17 protein-coding genes are annotated in these 17098 nt (G+C 43.6%); 5 read left to right on the top strand and 12 right to left on the bottom strand.

The annotated features are described in order from the left end of the window. Window positions 1-191: 191 nt before the first annotated feature. The 7 genes from ACETK5_RS12135 to ACETK5_RS12105 form a co-directional block, all read right to left on the bottom strand. The gene (locus tag ACETK5_RS12135) at window positions 192-1652 is read right to left on the bottom strand and encodes a multicopper oxidase family protein (protein WP_326113675.1); all 1461 of its coding nucleotides are present in this window, start codon (window positions 1650-1652) and stop codon (window positions 192-194) included. Window positions 1653-1789: 137 nt separating this feature from the next. After that, window positions 1790-2002 (bottom strand): hypothetical protein, encoded by a 213-nt coding sequence (locus ACETK5_RS12130; RefSeq protein ID WP_326113674.1) that lies wholly within the window; start codon window positions 2000-2002, stop codon window positions 1790-1792. Window positions 2003-2639: 637 nt separating this feature from the next. Then, entirely contained in the window at window positions 2640-2990 is a 351-nt protein-coding gene (locus ACETK5_RS12125; RefSeq protein ID WP_326113673.1) for a VOC family protein, read from the bottom strand. A 204-nt stretch (window positions 2991-3194) separates the two neighbouring features. Next, window positions 3195-3917, bottom strand: a complete 723-nt coding sequence (locus tag ACETK5_RS12120) for a VOC family protein (RefSeq protein ID WP_394055861.1) — start codon at window positions 3915-3917, stop codon at window positions 3195-3197. Continuing rightward, on the bottom strand, window positions 3914-4801 hold the full coding sequence (locus ACETK5_RS12115; RefSeq protein WP_326113671.1) for an RNA polymerase sigma-70 factor: 888 nt from the start codon (window positions 4799-4801) through the stop codon (window positions 3914-3916). The genes ACETK5_RS12120 and ACETK5_RS12115 overlap by 4 nt, the downstream gene beginning before the upstream one ends. Before the next feature lie 27 nt (window positions 4802-4828). Then, on the bottom strand, window positions 4829-6103 hold the full coding sequence (locus tag ACETK5_RS12110; protein ID WP_326113670.1) for a phytoene desaturase family protein: 1275 nt from the start codon (window positions 6101-6103) through the stop codon (window positions 4829-4831). Window positions 6104-7039: 936 nt separating this feature from the next. After that, the gene (locus ACETK5_RS12105) at window positions 7040-7576 is read right to left on the bottom strand and encodes a dihydrofolate reductase family protein (protein ID WP_100537186.1); all 537 of its coding nucleotides are present in this window, start codon (window positions 7574-7576) and stop codon (window positions 7040-7042) included. Window positions 7577-7925: 349 nt separating this feature from the next. Here ACETK5_RS12105 and ACETK5_RS12100 point away from each other — a divergent pair, with 349 nt between their 5' ends. Continuing rightward, the gene (locus ACETK5_RS12100) at window positions 7926-8186 is read left to right on the top strand and encodes a dehydrogenase (protein ID WP_100537187.1); all 261 of its coding nucleotides are present in this window, start codon (window positions 7926-7928) and stop codon (window positions 8184-8186) included. A 216-nt stretch (window positions 8187-8402) separates the two neighbouring features. Here the strand turns inward: ACETK5_RS12100 and ACETK5_RS12095 are convergent, their stop codons facing one another. Next, entirely contained in the window at window positions 8403-8786 is a 384-nt protein-coding gene (locus ACETK5_RS12095) for a MerR family transcriptional regulator (protein ID WP_326113669.1), read from the bottom strand. 231 nt (window positions 8787-9017) lie between these two features. Here ACETK5_RS12095 and ACETK5_RS12090 point away from each other — a divergent pair, with 231 nt between their 5' ends. Next, window positions 9018-9773 carry an SDR family NAD(P)-dependent oxidoreductase gene (locus tag ACETK5_RS12090; protein WP_394055859.1) on the top strand — a complete coding sequence of 252 codons (756 nt, stop codon included), beginning with the start codon at window positions 9018-9020 and terminating at the stop codon, window positions 9771-9773. A gap of 335 nt (window positions 9774-10108) precedes the next feature. On the opposite strand, the gene ACETK5_RS12085 is transcribed toward ACETK5_RS12090, so the two are convergent. After that, entirely contained in the window at window positions 10109-11017 is a 909-nt protein-coding gene (locus ACETK5_RS12085; protein ID WP_394055856.1) for a DMT family transporter, read from the bottom strand. Between the two features lie 101 nt (window positions 11018-11118). Here ACETK5_RS12085 and ACETK5_RS12080 point away from each other — a divergent pair, with 101 nt between their 5' ends. Then, window positions 11119-12009, top strand: coding sequence for a LysR family transcriptional regulator (locus tag ACETK5_RS12080; RefSeq protein ID WP_394057416.1), 891 nt, complete (start codon window positions 11119-11121; stop codon window positions 12007-12009). A gap of 358 nt (window positions 12010-12367) precedes the next feature. Here the strand turns inward: ACETK5_RS12080 and gap are convergent, their stop codons facing one another. Then, window positions 12368-13369 carry a type I glyceraldehyde-3-phosphate dehydrogenase gene (gap, locus tag ACETK5_RS12075; protein WP_394055854.1) on the bottom strand — a complete coding sequence of 334 codons (1002 nt, stop codon included), beginning with the start codon at window positions 13367-13369 and terminating at the stop codon, window positions 12368-12370. A 105-nt stretch (window positions 13370-13474) separates the two neighbouring features. On the opposite strand from gap, the gene ACETK5_RS12070 reads away from it, so the two are divergent. Continuing rightward, the gene (locus tag ACETK5_RS12070) at window positions 13475-14329 is read left to right on the top strand and encodes a helix-turn-helix domain-containing protein (protein ID WP_326113665.1); all 855 of its coding nucleotides are present in this window, start codon (window positions 13475-13477) and stop codon (window positions 14327-14329) included. 127 nt (window positions 14330-14456) lie between these two features. Here the strand turns inward: ACETK5_RS12070 and ACETK5_RS12065 are convergent, their stop codons facing one another. Next, complete coding sequence (locus tag ACETK5_RS12065) at window positions 14457-15380, bottom strand: ketopantoate reductase family protein (protein WP_326113664.1); 924 nt, start codon at window positions 15378-15380, stop codon at window positions 14457-14459. 148 nt (window positions 15381-15528) lie between these two features. On the opposite strand from ACETK5_RS12065, the gene ACETK5_RS12060 reads away from it, so the two are divergent. After that, complete coding sequence (locus ACETK5_RS12060; protein ID WP_100537194.1) at window positions 15529-16089, top strand: TetR/AcrR family transcriptional regulator; 561 nt, start codon at window positions 15529-15531, stop codon at window positions 16087-16089. A gap of 145 nt (window positions 16090-16234) precedes the next feature. Here ACETK5_RS12060 and ACETK5_RS12055 read toward each other — a convergent pair whose 3' ends face one another. Next, window positions 16235-16966, bottom strand: coding sequence for a GNAT family N-acetyltransferase (locus tag ACETK5_RS12055; protein WP_394055851.1), 732 nt, complete (start codon window positions 16964-16966; stop codon window positions 16235-16237). Window positions 16967-17098 lie beyond the last annotated feature (132 nt).

The raw sequence follows: 17098 nt of genomic DNA, 5'->3' as shown, positions 1-17098 counted from the left end.
TTTATCTCTCTCTCTTCTATAGCAGCAAAAAAGCCTGATAAGTCAGGCTTTTTTAACTTTAAGAAATGTAGACACCTTTGTGTCATTAGACATAAGAAGAACCGACAAGAACATATATATAAAATTTCGGTTAACTCCGTTTCTTCCTAATGGAGCACTCCTTTTACAATGGCTTGCCACCGTGTCTTATATTAATGGTCATGACCTCTCTTGCTTAACTCTTTCGATACTTGGGATTCGGTGCCTGGTTCGACAATGACAAACTGCCCCATCATACCGCTATCCTCATGATACAATAAGTGACAGTGATACATGTACGGCGTATCGGGATCAGGATAGCTTCCAAAGTCGACGGCCAGTCTGACTGTAGTGCCATTCGGAATAAAGACCGTATCTTTTCTCCCACGCTCATATAATGGCGGCACTTCTCCATTCTTGTCCAATACGGTGAATGCTGCATCATGAATATGGAAGTTATGATCCCAACCCTTATTCGTGATCTCCCATATTTCACGTGCCCCAGCCGGAACAACCTCATCAATACGATTCATATCCATTTCCTTGCCATTAATTGCAGATTTCGTTGTGAGTTCGAATTTACGTACCTTTACATTTCCGGGCACATCGATGAGCGGCTCAGCGGTAAGTTGATCCGGGAGTTGCGACGAAGCAGATAAACTTGTATCAGCGATAATCTTTACGATATCAAACTCCCCATTTTCAATTCCGTCTTTGCCTGCAAAGCTGTGCAAGATCGTTTCTTCGCCAGCTTCAAACTCCACCACGATCTCTATACGTTCACCCGGACTTAGCAACAAACGATCTAATAAAACTGGTTCGGGTAAAAGTCCCGCATCATTGCCGACCAGATAAAATGAACGATTATCTGAAAAGCCGATATTATAAGCTCTCGCATTCGAACCATTCAGTAATCTAAAACGAACCTGACTTGCAGTGATCTCCAGGTAAGGATCGAGTGTCCCATTTACCAAGATTTGATTGCCCAACAATCCAAACGGAGTCATACTCATATTCTCGTTAAAAGACCCGTCGCCCTTAAATAATTTATCCTGGATAATAATCGGGATGTCGTTAACTCCATATTCCGAAGGCAACTTTTTAGACTCTTCATCCTCCACGATAAATAGTCCTGCAAGACCGCGATAAACGTGCTGCGCTGTCTTCCCATGCAAGTGGGGATGATACCATGTTGTCGCGGCCGGCTGCTCAATTGTCCAAAAAGGTTTCCAGGTTGCTCCTGCTTCGATCATCTGATGCGGCCCGCCGTCCATTACTGCGGGTAATCGCATGCCATGCCAGTGCAAGGTTGAGCTTTCATTCAATTGATTGATCACATCGAAAGAAACTTGGTCGCCGCGCGAAACTCGGAGGGTCGGCCCTAAATAAGATCCGTTAATCCCCCAAGTCGGTGTCTGCTTTCCTTCCAAAAACTCGGTTGATCCTGGCTGCATGGTTAAGGCAAAGTGTTTCTTCCCCTCCGAATCTGTGATTGGCTCAAGTATTGGCGGAATTTGCAATGGATTCTTAAATTCGAGCTTACCGACGTTAGTGGTCGTATCCCCTTCACATCCGACTAAAGAAAATGCTGATAAAATGAGCATCAGCATGAACAGTTGAAGGTATTTTTTCATTTTTCTATACTCGCTTTCCTCATCGTTGTTGAAATCAAATTAAATTTTGTGCATTTTTAATTGCTATTGCAATCAATCCTGAGCATAATCCCCAAATGGCATTGCGGTAATAATCTTTTCTCCTTCACATATAACACTCAATCTTGTCCGGCTTTGTTTGTAAAACGTCTGGCCAGCATGACGGCGGCTAAACCCCCGGCTAAAGGCAATATCATAGAAAGAGCTCCGATGAGCGTTACCGGAAACGCGTCCATTTGCCGCAACACGATCCGCACGATGAATTGAAAAAGGGTAAACCCTCCTAATATGCCAACAACAAAAGCGAGAAACAGCATTCCTGTCTTCTTCATTCCTAAGTCTCCCCTATGTCTCCTTTTATTCTCAATAGATCTACATGTGACTCGTTCATGTAAAGATCATATTAGACGAATATTGTGAACTTATGACAATGAGTTGCGGTATCTGTGAATTTTTAAAAAGATATTTTAGAAGCAGAAATCATGGACGAAAAGAAAATGTGGAGAAAGACGGTGAGACGCTATGAGCCATACCCTGTTAATCGAGGATGGCGAGGAAAAAGTAATCGAGTTTATCGTTCCGCTCCTTTAGCACCGTTAATGACGTTGTTAGGCCTTTTCCACGATGGTTCCAAACCCATAGCTTCGTTCGTGATACGGGGTCTACCGCACCTAGCAGCTCAAATATGGTTCTTTGGTGATCGTGAGAGAACAGTTTTTCTAACGGGATCATTGCCCCTAAAGCCGTCACATTCTCACGGTTCCCCCATCGTAAAACGAACACAAAAAAGGCCAACCAGAAAATTCTGGCTAACCTGATAATACGAACCGCTAAAAAAATAACAACTTTCAATGGAACAATGTTTTTGTCCTCCGACACATTTATATTGCTTTCTTATTCGATTTGTCACCCACTCGAACTCATCTTTAGAAGATTATCAAATGCAACTATATATACTAAATTTAATGTTTAAAGATGGATAAGAATATTGATAAGTTTCCCGAATGGGTCCCTAACAAAAAAACGCCGAACCCCCCATGGCTCCTCAGTTGGTCCATACTCAATTGGAATTCCTGCTTCTTTTATACGAGTTAACGCGTCATCAAGATCATCAACCTCAATTGACAGATCAGGCACAGGTGTCCCAGAGCCACCCTCTAATAGGAAACTAAGCTGAATGCCCATTTTCTCATGCGAACCGTATGTTGCAATAAATCCCATATCCATTAGTTGATCAAGTCCAAGTACTTCCCCGTAAAAATACGAAGCTTTGGAAATATCCTGCGTCTCAATATTTGCAACAATTCGTTTGATCTTCATTTTTCATCCTCCTAAAGTTTTGATATCAAATGTTTACTCAACAATGGTCCCGTTCGTGGCAAACTAATCCTTCAGCTCTCAGAGTACCATAGATTTACTTGTACGCATTCAATATGCTTAAACCTAGCCGCGCGTTTTGAGCGCTGCCGACAGCAAAGAGCGGGTTGCGGTCATTTTTTGTACTTTCATCGTTTAATCCCTCCCTTAGACTGGCCTTTCGGAAACCGCACGAATGGTGTAGGGGTACGGATCCAATTGAAACTCCCCTTCTTTAGGATCGAGAATCGTCATTCGAATCGGGTGAACTTCTGGAATCTTCATTGAAGGGTACCATCCGATGGCCATATCCCCCAGGATGAACATTCCGTACTCGTCACCGAGCATCTGAAACGTCTTTCCGTCCCCGATATAACGCGTGACGTCAAACCGAGAGTTTAGACGTTGGATTGTTTCCGATACGCTGCCGTGAAGCGGTAAGCCGATCTCGCTGACATTCAGAATGGATTCATGATCAAAAGGCTCTGTTGAGGCATTGTCCATTCGATGCCGAGCGATGAACTCCACCAGATTCTCCGAAGGATCTTCGAAATAGAAGGCATGCGCATCCGTTCCTTCGAAATAAGCGATATCTTCGTTTGCCTGGATTCCTGCGTAAGGAATGGACGCAGCGGAAAGCACCTGACATCCTTTGTCCAGAAGCCAGCTTTTTGCTTCGCGAATTTGGTTCTTAGGGATATTCATTGCCAAATGGTAGGACGGCAGTATCCTTCCCTCCTCTTCGTGAACGAAAGTCAATCGCGTTCCCCCGACAATGATCGTGATAGAATGTTCCGTTATATCTGCTAGAGCAAATCCAAGTCTTTCTGAGTAGAACACTTTCATTTCAGCTAACCGGGCAGTTCTGAGTTCCAATTCGATGATTCTCATCTTACTACCTCCTCCAGATACTTAAGTTTGTCAGGATTTGCAACTGCATAGATGGAATGAATCCTACTGTCCGAAGCCTCGAACGAGTAAACGTAAGCAATACGTCCGCCGATCATCATGATGATTCCCGGGCTTGCGTTCACCGTAGTGATGATATAGGAATAGTGGCTGTCAGGACGCCTGAACCAATCCATCCATTGCATATAAAACGGAATGACTTGCGCCGCTCCGACGACGGGCTGCCGCGCGGCCGGCACCTTGCCACCTCCATCTGTATAATGGATGGCGTCAGGAGACAACAACTGCAACAGGCGGTTCGCATCCCCGGCGATCACGCTTTGGATGAATTGCCGCACTTGCGTCTCCGTAACGGTGCTCTTTGCTATGTCCGGCGGTTCATGGCGGATACCTTTCTTGGCCCGATGGAAAATTTGCCTGCAATTGAAGCTGCTTTTCCCCACCATGCCTGCAATCTCGTCGTACGGGTATTGAAATATTTCCCGCAGGAGAAAGACGGCCCGCTCGACCGCGCTTAGCTGTTGCAAAAGCATTAAATAGGCCGTTGAGATCGTTTCTCTTTGTTGATAAATTTCAGAAGGGTCCAAGCTGGCGTCTTCAAGATGCACAAGCGGCTCTGGCAACCAAGTCCCCACGTAAACTTCCCGTTGTTTCGCGGACGATTGTAACAGATTCAGGCAACGGTTCGTTACGATTTTGCACAAGTATGCCTTTACGTTCCTGATATTTGCGTCGGAAGACAATTGGTTCATCGCCAGGAAAGCATCCTGCACGATGTCTTCCGCATCCATGACGCTTCCGAGCATTCGATATGCCAAGGAGAACAATAATGTCCGATAAGTTTCATATAGTTGTTCCGTGTCCATACAGACCTCCTTCTCGATATCGTCCGTTTAGTTCGCGAGAATATGAAGTGAAGCTCGCTTGGCGCTTGCTGCCGCCCCGCCTGCCAAATATTCACCGTGTGACACCCAATCTCCAGCCACGTATAAACCCTTAATCTGAGGGACGGCAGGACCTGGATTCTCGACCCGCTTCATATGTGGAAAGTCATGAACGACCGTCATCTTGGGCAAATACTGCTCCGCCACCACTTCCCGTCTCCAACCGGGATGAACGAGATCCATGGCTTGTTCAAGTTGGCTGCGGTCTTCTTGCGCATGGCTTCCCTGCACTTGAAACTTGATCATTTGATACACTTGAACGTCATCGTTCTCACAGAGTTCTAGCCCTTTGATTCGGGAGGAGTTGATCATAAGGACCGGTTGATCGATGCCGTAGACGAATTGATGCTGCGGTGTGGGAAGTCGACGGAGCCCGATATCCAAACAAGCGGCCGTAATCGGAATGGCCTGCTGCTCCCACGTCCGCAGGGAAGTCAGTTCGGCTGATGGAACCAACCGGCTTGATATCTTCGGCGCTGTCGTCAGGATCACATAAGGAGCCTCAATCGTTTCGCCATTCTCGCATCGAACCCGCTGCACCCGTCCGTCATCATGCTCAACGGAAATGACTTTCCTACCTGTAATGACTTCCACGCCGAGCCGACGTGCTTCCGAACACATCTCTTCGATCAGGGATCCCCATCCTTTCTTCAAATAATACACTCCCGTGATGGAACGCTGCATCTGCCTGAACAAGGGTCCTGCCACTTGTAAATCCGGAGCCTGCACGTATGTTCCTCCTCGGGCCAGCACGTACAGAAGATGACGTACCATCGGGCTTCTCACGTGCTCCTCCATCCAGTCTCGCAGACTCATGTGTGGAATCGTGGCCGTGTCAAGCTTGAGGATCTTCAAGAGGATGGCTCCGAACCTGTATTTGTCAGTCGACGATAACAAGGAAGTCTTAAGCAGCGAACGGATCGCAGCCGGAAATGGGTGCACCTGCTCTTTCCAGATGCCGTACGGGGTGAACTCGTCGACTTTCCGAAAAATATCCGGATTTACGTTCAATTCCCGAAAAATGTCGAACGCGTCCCCGGCATAGAGTGCATGCGAACCCAAATTGAAGCGTATTCCGTCCTTCATGTTTGTGATCGCCCTTCCCCCCATCTGATTCTGACTTTCCAAAACGACGACGCGTTTTCCTCCTTTTGCTAAATAAAGAGCTGCGGTCAGTCCGGCAATACCTCCACCAACAATCGCCACATCATACTTTGCAACCATTCGAAGAAACCTCCTTCATGCGCTGTCATTAAACAAGACAGGAAGGAGGCGGAAAATGTGACAAAATGAAAATGCAATGTAGAAAAAAGAGCAACCCGAATATCGCAGCCCACAAAAAAAACGCATATTATGCGACTTTCAAAGTGCATCATGTTCATGTCGTCGGACACATATTGAGTTACGATAAGAACATTAAGAGAATGAAAAGTATTTGACCCGTTTTCTCACAACGTGAATTGTTACAGACGCATGAAATCACCGACTTTCTGAAATAAAGAAGCATTGCAACGAGCAGCGGTCTGTCGGAGCCTCAGCAAACTAACTGGCCATATAGTCATCCGGTTCTGCCTGAATTTATCGGGGGTCTGAGTATTGCAGATCCGCATAATGGGGCCGTGGTCGAAATTCCTTCGCTGATGATCAGCTTAAGTTTGCCGTCCTCCGAATCGGTAATCGGCTCAAGTTCTTGTCCTTGGCTCGGGACAAGAATTTGTACCGATAAAACAAAAAAAGCCGCTAATAGCGACCTTCAAAGGGACTATGTTCTTGTCCCCCGACATATATTGAATTCCCCTTCCTTCTGGATCGATTTCCTTAGACTTAAGAGCGACTGCTCTTTTTATCATATAATGATTCAAGCCATTTTCTATACGTTTTCTTAAAACATAAGTCTTTAATTCATCCATGACCTGTTTCCTGATTTCTATTGGTATATGTTGGACATGTAATCTATTTCTGTTCGAAGATAATAAAGTGTTAGACTGAGGTTATTGATTTGACGCCGTTATAGAGTTGGAAAGTCGTCAGCATTTGAAAAATAAGTTCTAGACTAACACACAGTAACCCAAACAGCGGCAAGAATGAAAAAATAAAGTCATAGACCGCCGCTGTTTTATTGAACTATCGCCCCTTTAGGTCGCTGAGTCAACCGCAAAACTAAGCTGGAACGTAGGTCAACCTGATCACCTGCTCGCCAATTCGATCGCTCGCCACGAGGCGCAGCGGCAGCCGCGGACCGGCGAAGAACGGCTTGCCGTGACCCAGCACGACTGGTTGGAGATAGAGTCGATACTCATCAACGAGACCGAGCTCCGTTAGACTGTGCGCCAACTCTGGCCCGGCAACTTCAATTTCCCCTTCATGCTGAGCCTTCAGCCCACGTATGGCCGCTGAGAGGTCGCCCTCGATCAGAGAAGCGTTCGGACCGACGGACTTTAACGTCCTCGACACCACCCACTTCGGTTTGCTTTGCCACGCAGCTGCGTATTCCCGTTCCGGCGCATCCCATTCAAAATGGTCTCCATCCCCGTCCCAATACCGCATGGTCTCGTACATGCGGCGCCCGTACAGGCAACCCGTCAGACCGCGCACGTCTTCGATGAAATGACGGAATAGCACAGGGTCGGGCTGAAACGCCATATGGTCGACGAACCCGTCCAGAGACTGGTTCAACGCAAAAATAATCTTTGCCATGAGACTGACTCTCCTCTCTGGTTTTCTCGCACATTCATCATTAGGATTACACGTTCCATATGCAGCCTCCTCTAGATCTTCATTTTATCATCCAACAGCATGCCCGGTTTCTCATGGATTGCTAATGTGCACAACCCGACCGAATACAACTTTAGCTTTTTCGACTAGGAATGAGCGGCTACATCGTTGTTCTCGAAGCGGGAGACAATCTTCGCGACCTCAGCTACGTTGGTTTGAAACCCGAGCGTGGTGGACTGGTGGGAAGTTACCCTGAGTATGTCGAATCGCTGGACTTGGGCGACTGCCAAAAGGCGTACAAAGTCGTGTTGCTGTACGACACGTATCTACTATGTTCCCTTTACCTTATGCCGGGAATGCCGGAATCGTTGGGGCTGGTATTCGTAATTATGCCGCGAACCTGCACAATGAGTTGAAAGAAAAAGGTGTGTTTGTCGGACATCTTTCAATCGGAGCCATGATACAACCCGGAACAACAGGGGACCCAGATGTTATAGCGGATGCTTGGTATAATTTATATGAGAAAAAGGACCATTTTGAAGAAATATTCCCTCCAGGGCTTGATCCAACTAAAATTCTTGGTGAAAATTAATACGAAAGAGATAAGACAACAATTGAAATGATAGATGTCTTATCTCTTATATATGCCTAAAGCATTCTCTAATCGACAATCGGAACATGTTCTTGTCCATCGTCAGGACTGTTACAACCATATCCATTGTTCTATTGACATATGGAGAAGTTCATTAAATCACAATTATAAAAAAATACAAAGTCGCTAAATTAGCGACCTTGTATTTGGGCATAATCAAATTTTAATGTTAGTTCGTTCAATCTGAGATTCTAATACATCATATAGAGCAAGCTTATAGTTTATTTTATCCAAGTTAAAATATAGTTCCCTTATGCTTTTCTCAATTTCTTTTTTATGATGGAGCATCATCATTTTTCGTTCCGAAATCGTCGAATCCCCTTCTTTATACAAGTTTACATACTTCTGAATTTGAGCAATCGGCATTCCTGTTGCTCTAAGCGCAGTAACGAAGTGAATCCAGCTTAAATCATCTTCGTCATATAACCGCTTCCCATTTTCATTTCTCTTCACATGTGGAAGCAGTCCCTCCTTTTCGTAATATCGAAGTGTGGACGCCGCTATTCCTGTCAATTCAGTAACTTCCCTTATAGTCAACATAAATAAAACTCATCGCCTCCTATTAAAGTAAACTTTAATTGATTTTATGGATAATAATAATTAATACATCCAAATTTAGGTTATATAATTTGAGGAAGGTATAATTAAACCAAAGATTTCACGGTTTAATTATACACTTTTTTTTCAGTGAAAAAGTCTTGACTTAAAGTGAACTTTATAATCTATGATACCAATGTAAATTAAAATGATTTCTGAGAGGATGAAGTTACAATGGCAAATATCTCAATCGTTACTGGCGGCAGCCGCGGACTTGGTCGCAATACTGCCATCAGTATTGCACGTCATGGCGGTGATGTCATCCTGACCTATCGTAGCCAAGCAGAAGAAGCAAAGTCTGTCGTTGCTGAAATTGAAGCCCTAGGGCGTAAAGCAGTCGCTCTACAACTTGATATGGGGAACATTTCCAGTTTTACTGCCTTTGTTGAGACAGTTCGTTCGACCCTGCAGTCAACCTGGAATAGCACCACTTTCGATCATCTGGTGAACAATGCCGGCTACGGAGAAATGACCGGCTTTACCGAAACTACAGAAGCTCAGTTCGACGGCCTGTTTAATGTGCATGTTAAGGGTGTGTTTTTCTTGACTCAGGCCCTTCTGCCGCTTCTTGCAGATGGTGGTCGTATTGTGAACTTCTCAACGGGTCTTACTCGCGTTTCTTTTCCTGGATTCTCTGCCTACTCTGCCGCAAAGGGGGCGGTCGAGATTCTAACCATCTATTTGGCCAAAGAACTTGGTCACCGAGGTATCACCGCTAATACCATTGCACCTGGAGCAATCGAAACCGATTTTCTAGGAGGTTCTGTACGCGACATACCTGCTTACAATGAAACGTTTGCCGCGATGACTACCCTTGGTCGAGTTGGGGTACCCGAGGACATTGGTCCCGCAGTCGCCAGCTTACTTGGTTCCGACAATCGCTGGGTTAACGGGCAGAGAATCGAGGTCTCGGGTGGTCAGAACATCTGATCGCAAGTAATGGCAGCAAAGACAATCCGTGAAACTGGGGCCGTTTTCGAACGAATTCGACCATATTGTGTGTCTAAGGATAGTGTCAGCTATGTTGGACTAATATTGAGTTACAATAAGTTACCATGTTATTGTCACGAGCTGCTTCCTATGATCCACTCTATTCTATCCCTAGTTAAAGAAGCAACGGCAGCCGACCTCTTGGTCGACTGCCTTTACTTCTTTATGGGATACCCTTTCCTGATAATTCAATAAATCTTAATTCATTAGGTTAAGCCAATTGATCATTTAATCAATATCATGAGTAATAACGATTGTACGTTACCCTGCCTTACCTACATATCCCCCTTTAACATATTGCCCCGCTTTTGCAGTGATTTCATTTTGAGGTTTACAAGCGCAATACCAATGATAATTAGAATAAGTCCCACTACCATCTTGATAGTAATCGTTTCTCCCAAAAAGAGAACGCTGATCACGATCGCAATGAGCGGGACCAGAAAATTAAACGACCCGATTTTGCCGGCTTCGCCCGATCTGACAAGCAGAAAGAAGACGAGCCAGGTCAAGGCCGTACAGAAGATTGCAATAACCGATAACGTCGAGATAAACCTCTGATTCCAAGCGATATCCGTCCAGTTTTCAATGGTAGTACCCGCTATCAACAATACAATTCCACCAAAAATCATCTGAAGGGTAGTCAACCAGATCGCATCGACTTTATTAGATGTTTTCTTCATATAAATTGTGCCGAATGTCCAAGTAATCGTGCTGGCTAAGCCAAGCAAAACACCAACGGTCGAGATATTTCCAGAGCCATCGTTCATGCTGATAACAGCGACTCCTATAAAGCCTAGAATCAAGCCGACTATTTTGAAACCGTTCATGGATTCACCTAACCACAACCAAGCTCCGATTCCGAGAAGAACGGGCTGCATGAACACGATTGTCGAAAATAAACCGGCAGGCATCATATTCAGTCCGAACGTTTGAAAACCGAAAAAGAGAATGATATTCAGCAAACCGGAGATCAGGTAAATGTTCCAAGTATGCTTCAAATTAAGATATCTATAACGCGGTAAAGCGATAAGAAGCAAAATGAGACCTCCGATCGTGATTCTCAAGCCGGCGAAAAGCAATGGGGGTGCAAATTCGAGTGCATACTTGGACAACGGCCAGTTCACCCCCCACATTGCGACTAAAAAGGTTAACAGGATAACAGTAAGTGTTCGCGAAAGTTGCATTTATCTTCATCGCTCCTTTGTGTAATGGTGATTACCATGGTACAATGGATCAACTTATAAATAAAATGCATGTTTATTATGAAGGAGATATCAAAATTGTTATGACACATTCGCAATTGATGTTGTTTGTGAAAATAGTCGAGACTGGCAGCTTTACCAAAGCCGGTGAGCACTTAAATATGACACAACCTGCCGTCAGCCGCGCCATCTCAACGCTTGAATCGGAATTAGGAGTCACTCTTATGATACGGGAACGAAAAAGCGGAGTTATTCTCACCGATATCGGCCTGCGCTTACTGGCCATATTCAGAGAGATTTTGCAAGGATACAATAAGGTAGAGCAGGAGGTAACCGCTGAAAAAGGGTTTGAAGTTGGCTCCGTTCGTGTCGGGGTGTTCCCGATTGTGTCCGCGCACTTCTTGCCGAAAATATTGCGGATCATTGGGGAGAACCATCCGGGGCTGACATTTGAACTTTATGAAGGAACCATCGAGGAGATTAAAAAATGGCTAGACTCCAGAATAATCGATGTCGGTTGGATTATACCGCCGAGCAACGAACTCGAAACGATTCCGTTCTTTCGAGATGAATTATGCCTGGTCCATCGGGATGATCATCCATTGCAAAGCCGCCAAACCATTCATATTACGGATCTGGACAATGAACCTATGATTGTGTGCAAAGGTGGGTTTGTAACACCCATTTTTGAGCTATTTAAGCAGTTTGGAACCACTTTGTACGCCAAATATAACGGCCACAACATAAACACGGCGTTGAGCATGATTCAAGAAGGGCTGGGAATCTCGATCGTATCGAAAACTTCTTTGTCGCTTTCGACACTGCCACCGAATGTCCGCATCCGGACAATTAATCCGCAACCTTTTAGAGACATTCACTTGGCAGTTCCTTCATTAAAGGAGGCTTCACACGGGGTGAAACTGTTCCTTCAAACTGCACGAGAGCTTTATTTATCCGGGGATCGGATCCACTAATTACCCCAATCAAAAAAGCCGCATTCTATGCGACTCTGTAAGTAATGATGTTCATATCGTCTGATATGTTGAAAAAAATACTAACAATCAATGCAAAAACACCTCCAAAGTAGTCTTCATATCTTACGACATGATTGCATTCTCTTGAAGGTGTTTTTAATTTGTCTCACGTTATGGGGCCAGTCTCCACTATTCAGTGAATTTGAGATCCTTTTTTATGTTTTAGATGTTATGTTCCCATGTGATGCGAACAATTTGGGTACAGCCCCTATTCCCGTGTGATATGCCCTGTTTCACTGCTTATGGCAGCTCTTGTGGGTATTCGCTCATTTTTTAGTATCCTCTAGCCCGCTAAACATTATAATTTAGCCAGGTATTTTGCGGTACGTACTAACTGGCTGGTAAAGGAGTTCTCGTTATCATACCACGCAGCAATTTTCACCAATGTATCTGTTCCTAGCTCTGTTACCTTTGTCTGTGTTGCGTCAAACAAACTGCCGTAAGTCATGCCGATAATATCAGACGAAACAAGCTGTTCATCTGTATACCCATATTCATTCGATTGGGACTGTTCCATCTTCTTATTGACCTGCTCTGCTGTCACGGAGCCGCCTACCACTGCGGTTAATTCTGTCAGTGAGCCTGCCATGACCGGCACCCTTTGCGATGTTCCATCCAGCTTGCCATCCAAGGACGGGATCACTAGCCCGATTGCCTTTGCTGCTCCGGTTGAGGTTGGGATGATGTTGCCCGCCGCAGAACGCGCCCGCCGCAGGTCGACTTTGGCATGGGGTCCATCCAAGGTGTTCTGGTCGTTTGTGTAAGCGTGTATGGTGGTCATAAAGCCCTTTTTGAGTGGTGCAAGCTCGTTCAAGAAATACGCCATTGGCGCAAGACAGTTCGTCGTACAGGAAGCAGCCGAAACAATGATATCGCTCTTAGCCAACGTATGTTCATTGATACCGAAAACAATAGTGGGAACATCCTTCCCGGCAGTGGTGGAGATCAGCACCTTTTTGGCGCCTGCTTCAATATGTGCTGCTGACGCTTTTTTTGATGCGAAGAAGCCAGTGCATTCCAGAACAACATCAATTTGCAGTTCTTTCCACGGGAGCTTTCCGGGGTCTTTTTCGGCATAGATCGGAATATCCACACCGTTCACGTTCAAGCTGTTTTCGCTATAAGAAATCTTGGCATCATAACGCCCTTGCGTGGTGTCATGCTTAAGCAAGTGCGCAAGCATCTGCGGACTTGTAAGATCATTGACGGCTGCAACACTATATCCTTCAGTATCAAAAAGCTGCCGAAATGCAAGTCTGCCAATTCTGCCAAAACCGTTAATTGCGATGTTAATTGCCATCATCATAACCACCTTTCTGTCAATATCCAAATTATATCCCTTGAATTTTTGTGATACACTGTCATAAGTGAAGCATTTAACTATACTATCTGTCAGGTGAGAACCATGCCACAAATTGACCGCCATAAAAACAGAACGGTAAATATCGAATTTGTAGCTGCCGAGGATTTTGCACATTTCCCCTACCCGGAGCGATTTACTCTTGTTTTTGTTACGAATGGAAGTATAAAAGGGATATTGAACGAACGCCCGTTCACCATTTCAGCACCCGCTATTCTTTGTTTGTCTGCAGAGGATACGATACAAGTTTTAGATAAGCACAACGCTTCTGCATCATCATTTTGTTTTCATCCGGATTTTCTTAACTCAACCCCCCATTCTGAAACACAAAATTACTTTCCGACCGATTTGAAAATACAAACAGGTCTTTCGCTGTTTCGTAAGTCTCCCGAACGAACGGGGATACCTCGCATAACCGAGAAGGCATACCCACAATTATTTGAGTGGTTTTTTGTGCTTGGCACAGAAGTGTATGCGCAAAGCGATGCACTCTGGGCATGTAGAATAAAAAAATATTTTATACAAATATTGGGGGTGCTTGAAGATTTAAACCGTCATAGCGAACAATCACCTGTGGATTTAGTTCTGGAATATATACACACCAATTATTCGGACAAAATCATCCTGGAAGATTTAACAAAATGCGCGTACTTGAACCGCGTTTCTCTCAATAAGATGTTTCAGGAAAGATGCGGGTGCACAGCGATGGGTTACTTACTGTCGCACCGCTTGAAGGTTGCGGGGAATCTTCTGACTCATACAGACATGAGCTTAAATGAAATTGCACGTGCTACCGGATTTGAGTATGACACTTACTTCATCAAACAATTTACGGCTAAAAAGGGCATGTCACCAACAGCATATCGGGAAATCTCCCGCAAGTTCTCTGCTGCCCAATAATGAAGGAAACTTTGACTGGCTGTGCATTCGTCATACCCAAGGAGTAGGCGGCTTCCCGCTGACCAGGAACGTATTCCAGCCAGTGTTTGTCACTTCATACTGGATACCCGATAGTTTAACAAAAAAATTACTGAACATGTATTTCCGATTTGATATCATTTCGACTTAAAAATATCATTAAATCATTACTCAGCTGCACAATCTCATTGTTAGCATTATTCGCATAATCCGGCAACATCATATCCCTAACCATTTTAGTTCGTAGCCATGTCATAAAGAAAAGATCCAATAATAAGTTTGGAAATTTAAGCACCAGCTTAAGCATTGGTGGATCAATTGAAACGCCAGCTTTTTGTATTGCCCTTAGATACGCTTTTAAAGTGACTGTTATTTTGCGTGCCGTCTTTCTGGTTCTGGCTGTTTTTTTGTCAATTATCTTATTCTCAGAATGCAAAACGCTCAACATGGCAATGTCTGATACGGAATGTGTAATTAGATACGCTTGCATATCCTTTTTAATAACGTAGGGAAGCCTTGCTGCTTTAAATATTTTTGCAAGGCTTTCTATGCGTTCTGTCAATACACCATTAATTTCTCCAAATGCAGTTGCCACTATAATCTTTGGTAGAAATCGAGCATGCAATACTCCATCTTTAATCTGTCCGCCGAAGCCGGGAAAGGCTGGTAAAAGCCTATCCCCTACGATATCCAGCCACGAAGAAAATCCAATTGAATTATTAGTCATCGTAACTATATTTTTGCTTTGATTATCTTTTAGCGCTAACAACGCTGATTCAGACCGATCATAACGAACGGTAACGAAAATATAATCGTATACATCGTCATTTTCGAGCGTATCAATGACATTCACCTGTATCGATTTAACCGTACCTTTTTCTTTATATTGCAGGCCATTTTTTCTTAATGATTTAAATCTATTAGAACGTGCAAACAGGGTAACGTCAACCCCCGCCTCAATGAGCTTAATTGCGTACATGCTCCCGATAACACCTGCCCCAAAAATTAAAATTCTATCTTGTTTTGCTGACATTAAAACCACCCCTACTTAGTAAAATTTCCCTTTGATTACCAGACAACATGTTGTATGATGTGAGTTTAAATCTTTATTATTCCTTGATCAACCATCAGTTTGTTATGATTTGTCGGATGATATTCTTATTCGCTAGTAGGAGGGAAACATGAAAAAGCAACCCCAAATAACGGAGAAAACAAGACAAAAGTTTGTAGAAGTTTTTTGTGAGTTATATAGCCAAAAGCCGATTGAGAAAATTTCGGTTCAGGAAATTGCGAATAAGTCAGGATATAACCGCAGCACCTTTTATCAATACTTTACTGACATTTACGAATTGTTAGACTCTGTTGAAAATGACTTGTTAAATGAAATGAAGATAGAGTTGGCGAATAAAGAACTATCGATGCATACGTTTCAAGATACGCTCTATTGTCTGGACAAAAGAGAACATCTCCTGGTTCTTAATGCCCTTTTGGGTGATTATGGAAGTGCCCGTTTTTTAAAACGCTTAAAAAAAGAAATCACTTTGGAACAATTAGAATTAAACGTTCTGCAAAACCATTCCTTAACGCCATACTTCATTGAGTTTTACCTGACAACTTCCCTTTCTTTATTTCGCCTTTGGCTCCAGCGTCAAAAGGATTTATCCTCAGAAGAGTTTTTCAAGTTAGTGGAAAACCTATATTCAAGAGGGATTACGCCCTATTTTAAAGACAGGCTGACCTAACCTACTCTTAAGGGTCCGTATTCTGAAATTGCATGGAAACATAGTTAGATACTTATCTAATCGGTAATCGGCTCAAGTTCTTGTCCTTGACTCGGGACAAGAACTTGTACCGATAAAACAAAAAAGCCGCTAAAATAGCGACTTTCTATGGGACCATGTTCTTGTCCCTCGACATAAATACCCACATTTTTGATACATCTCGGTAACCCATTTTTAGATATAAAGGATGTCCCATTTGACTAGAAATAAGTACACTCTGGACGGCGCCTTCCTGCTTGGCGTCGATAAGCATTTTTTGGCAAAGAGTTTTTGCCATTCCTTTACCCCTATGTACTTTTGACGTAAAAACATTATTCAAAAATACGGTTTGATCTACTCGTGCATAACTTCCATGAGATACAGGATACCCGTTTTCCTCAGCAATGTAAAAATGCAGATTGGGATCATTTAATTTCTCAGGCTCGATAACAGTCTTATTAAAAAAATGATTAATGCTTTGAGCTTCTTCCTCAGTTTTGACACGCTTGATGATCTTGGTATCTGTTTCAAAAGACCCGCTTTCTAGATTTAAAATCATAAGAAATTCTTTGCTTTTAATGGTATACCCTTTCGTTTCATATTCATCCAGTTCTTCATCTGAAAACACAGTAATCCAATAGTCCTTTCTAATGTCAAGTTTATTTATGGTATCGAAAACGTGGGCTGGATTTGAATTATAAACGATAAACTCGTCTGTTCTGCCATCCACATTTGCACCAAAAGCAAGATGTTTTATAGAATCGTAATCATATACTTGGGATGCAGCTTGACGACTACAATAAAATTCACCTCGAACAAAATAATCAATGGCTTTTATTAACTCCGATTCTTCCCTCATTGAATAGTCCTCCAATTTACTTTGTATACAAATTTCTTATAGGCATCATTATAGAAGTGGCATCCAAGGATTGAAATATAAAATACAATTAATAACCGTATGATGCATAAAACCGACTCATGAGCAGTCCTG

This window comes from Paenibacillus ilasis (genome assembly GCF_043195395.1).
GTDB classification, from domain to species: Bacteria; Bacillota; Bacilli; order Paenibacillales; family Paenibacillaceae; genus Paenibacillus_AQ; species Paenibacillus_AQ lautus.
Note: the sequence above shows the minus strand (reverse complement) of the source record. Positions and strands in the feature narration are given on the sequence as shown.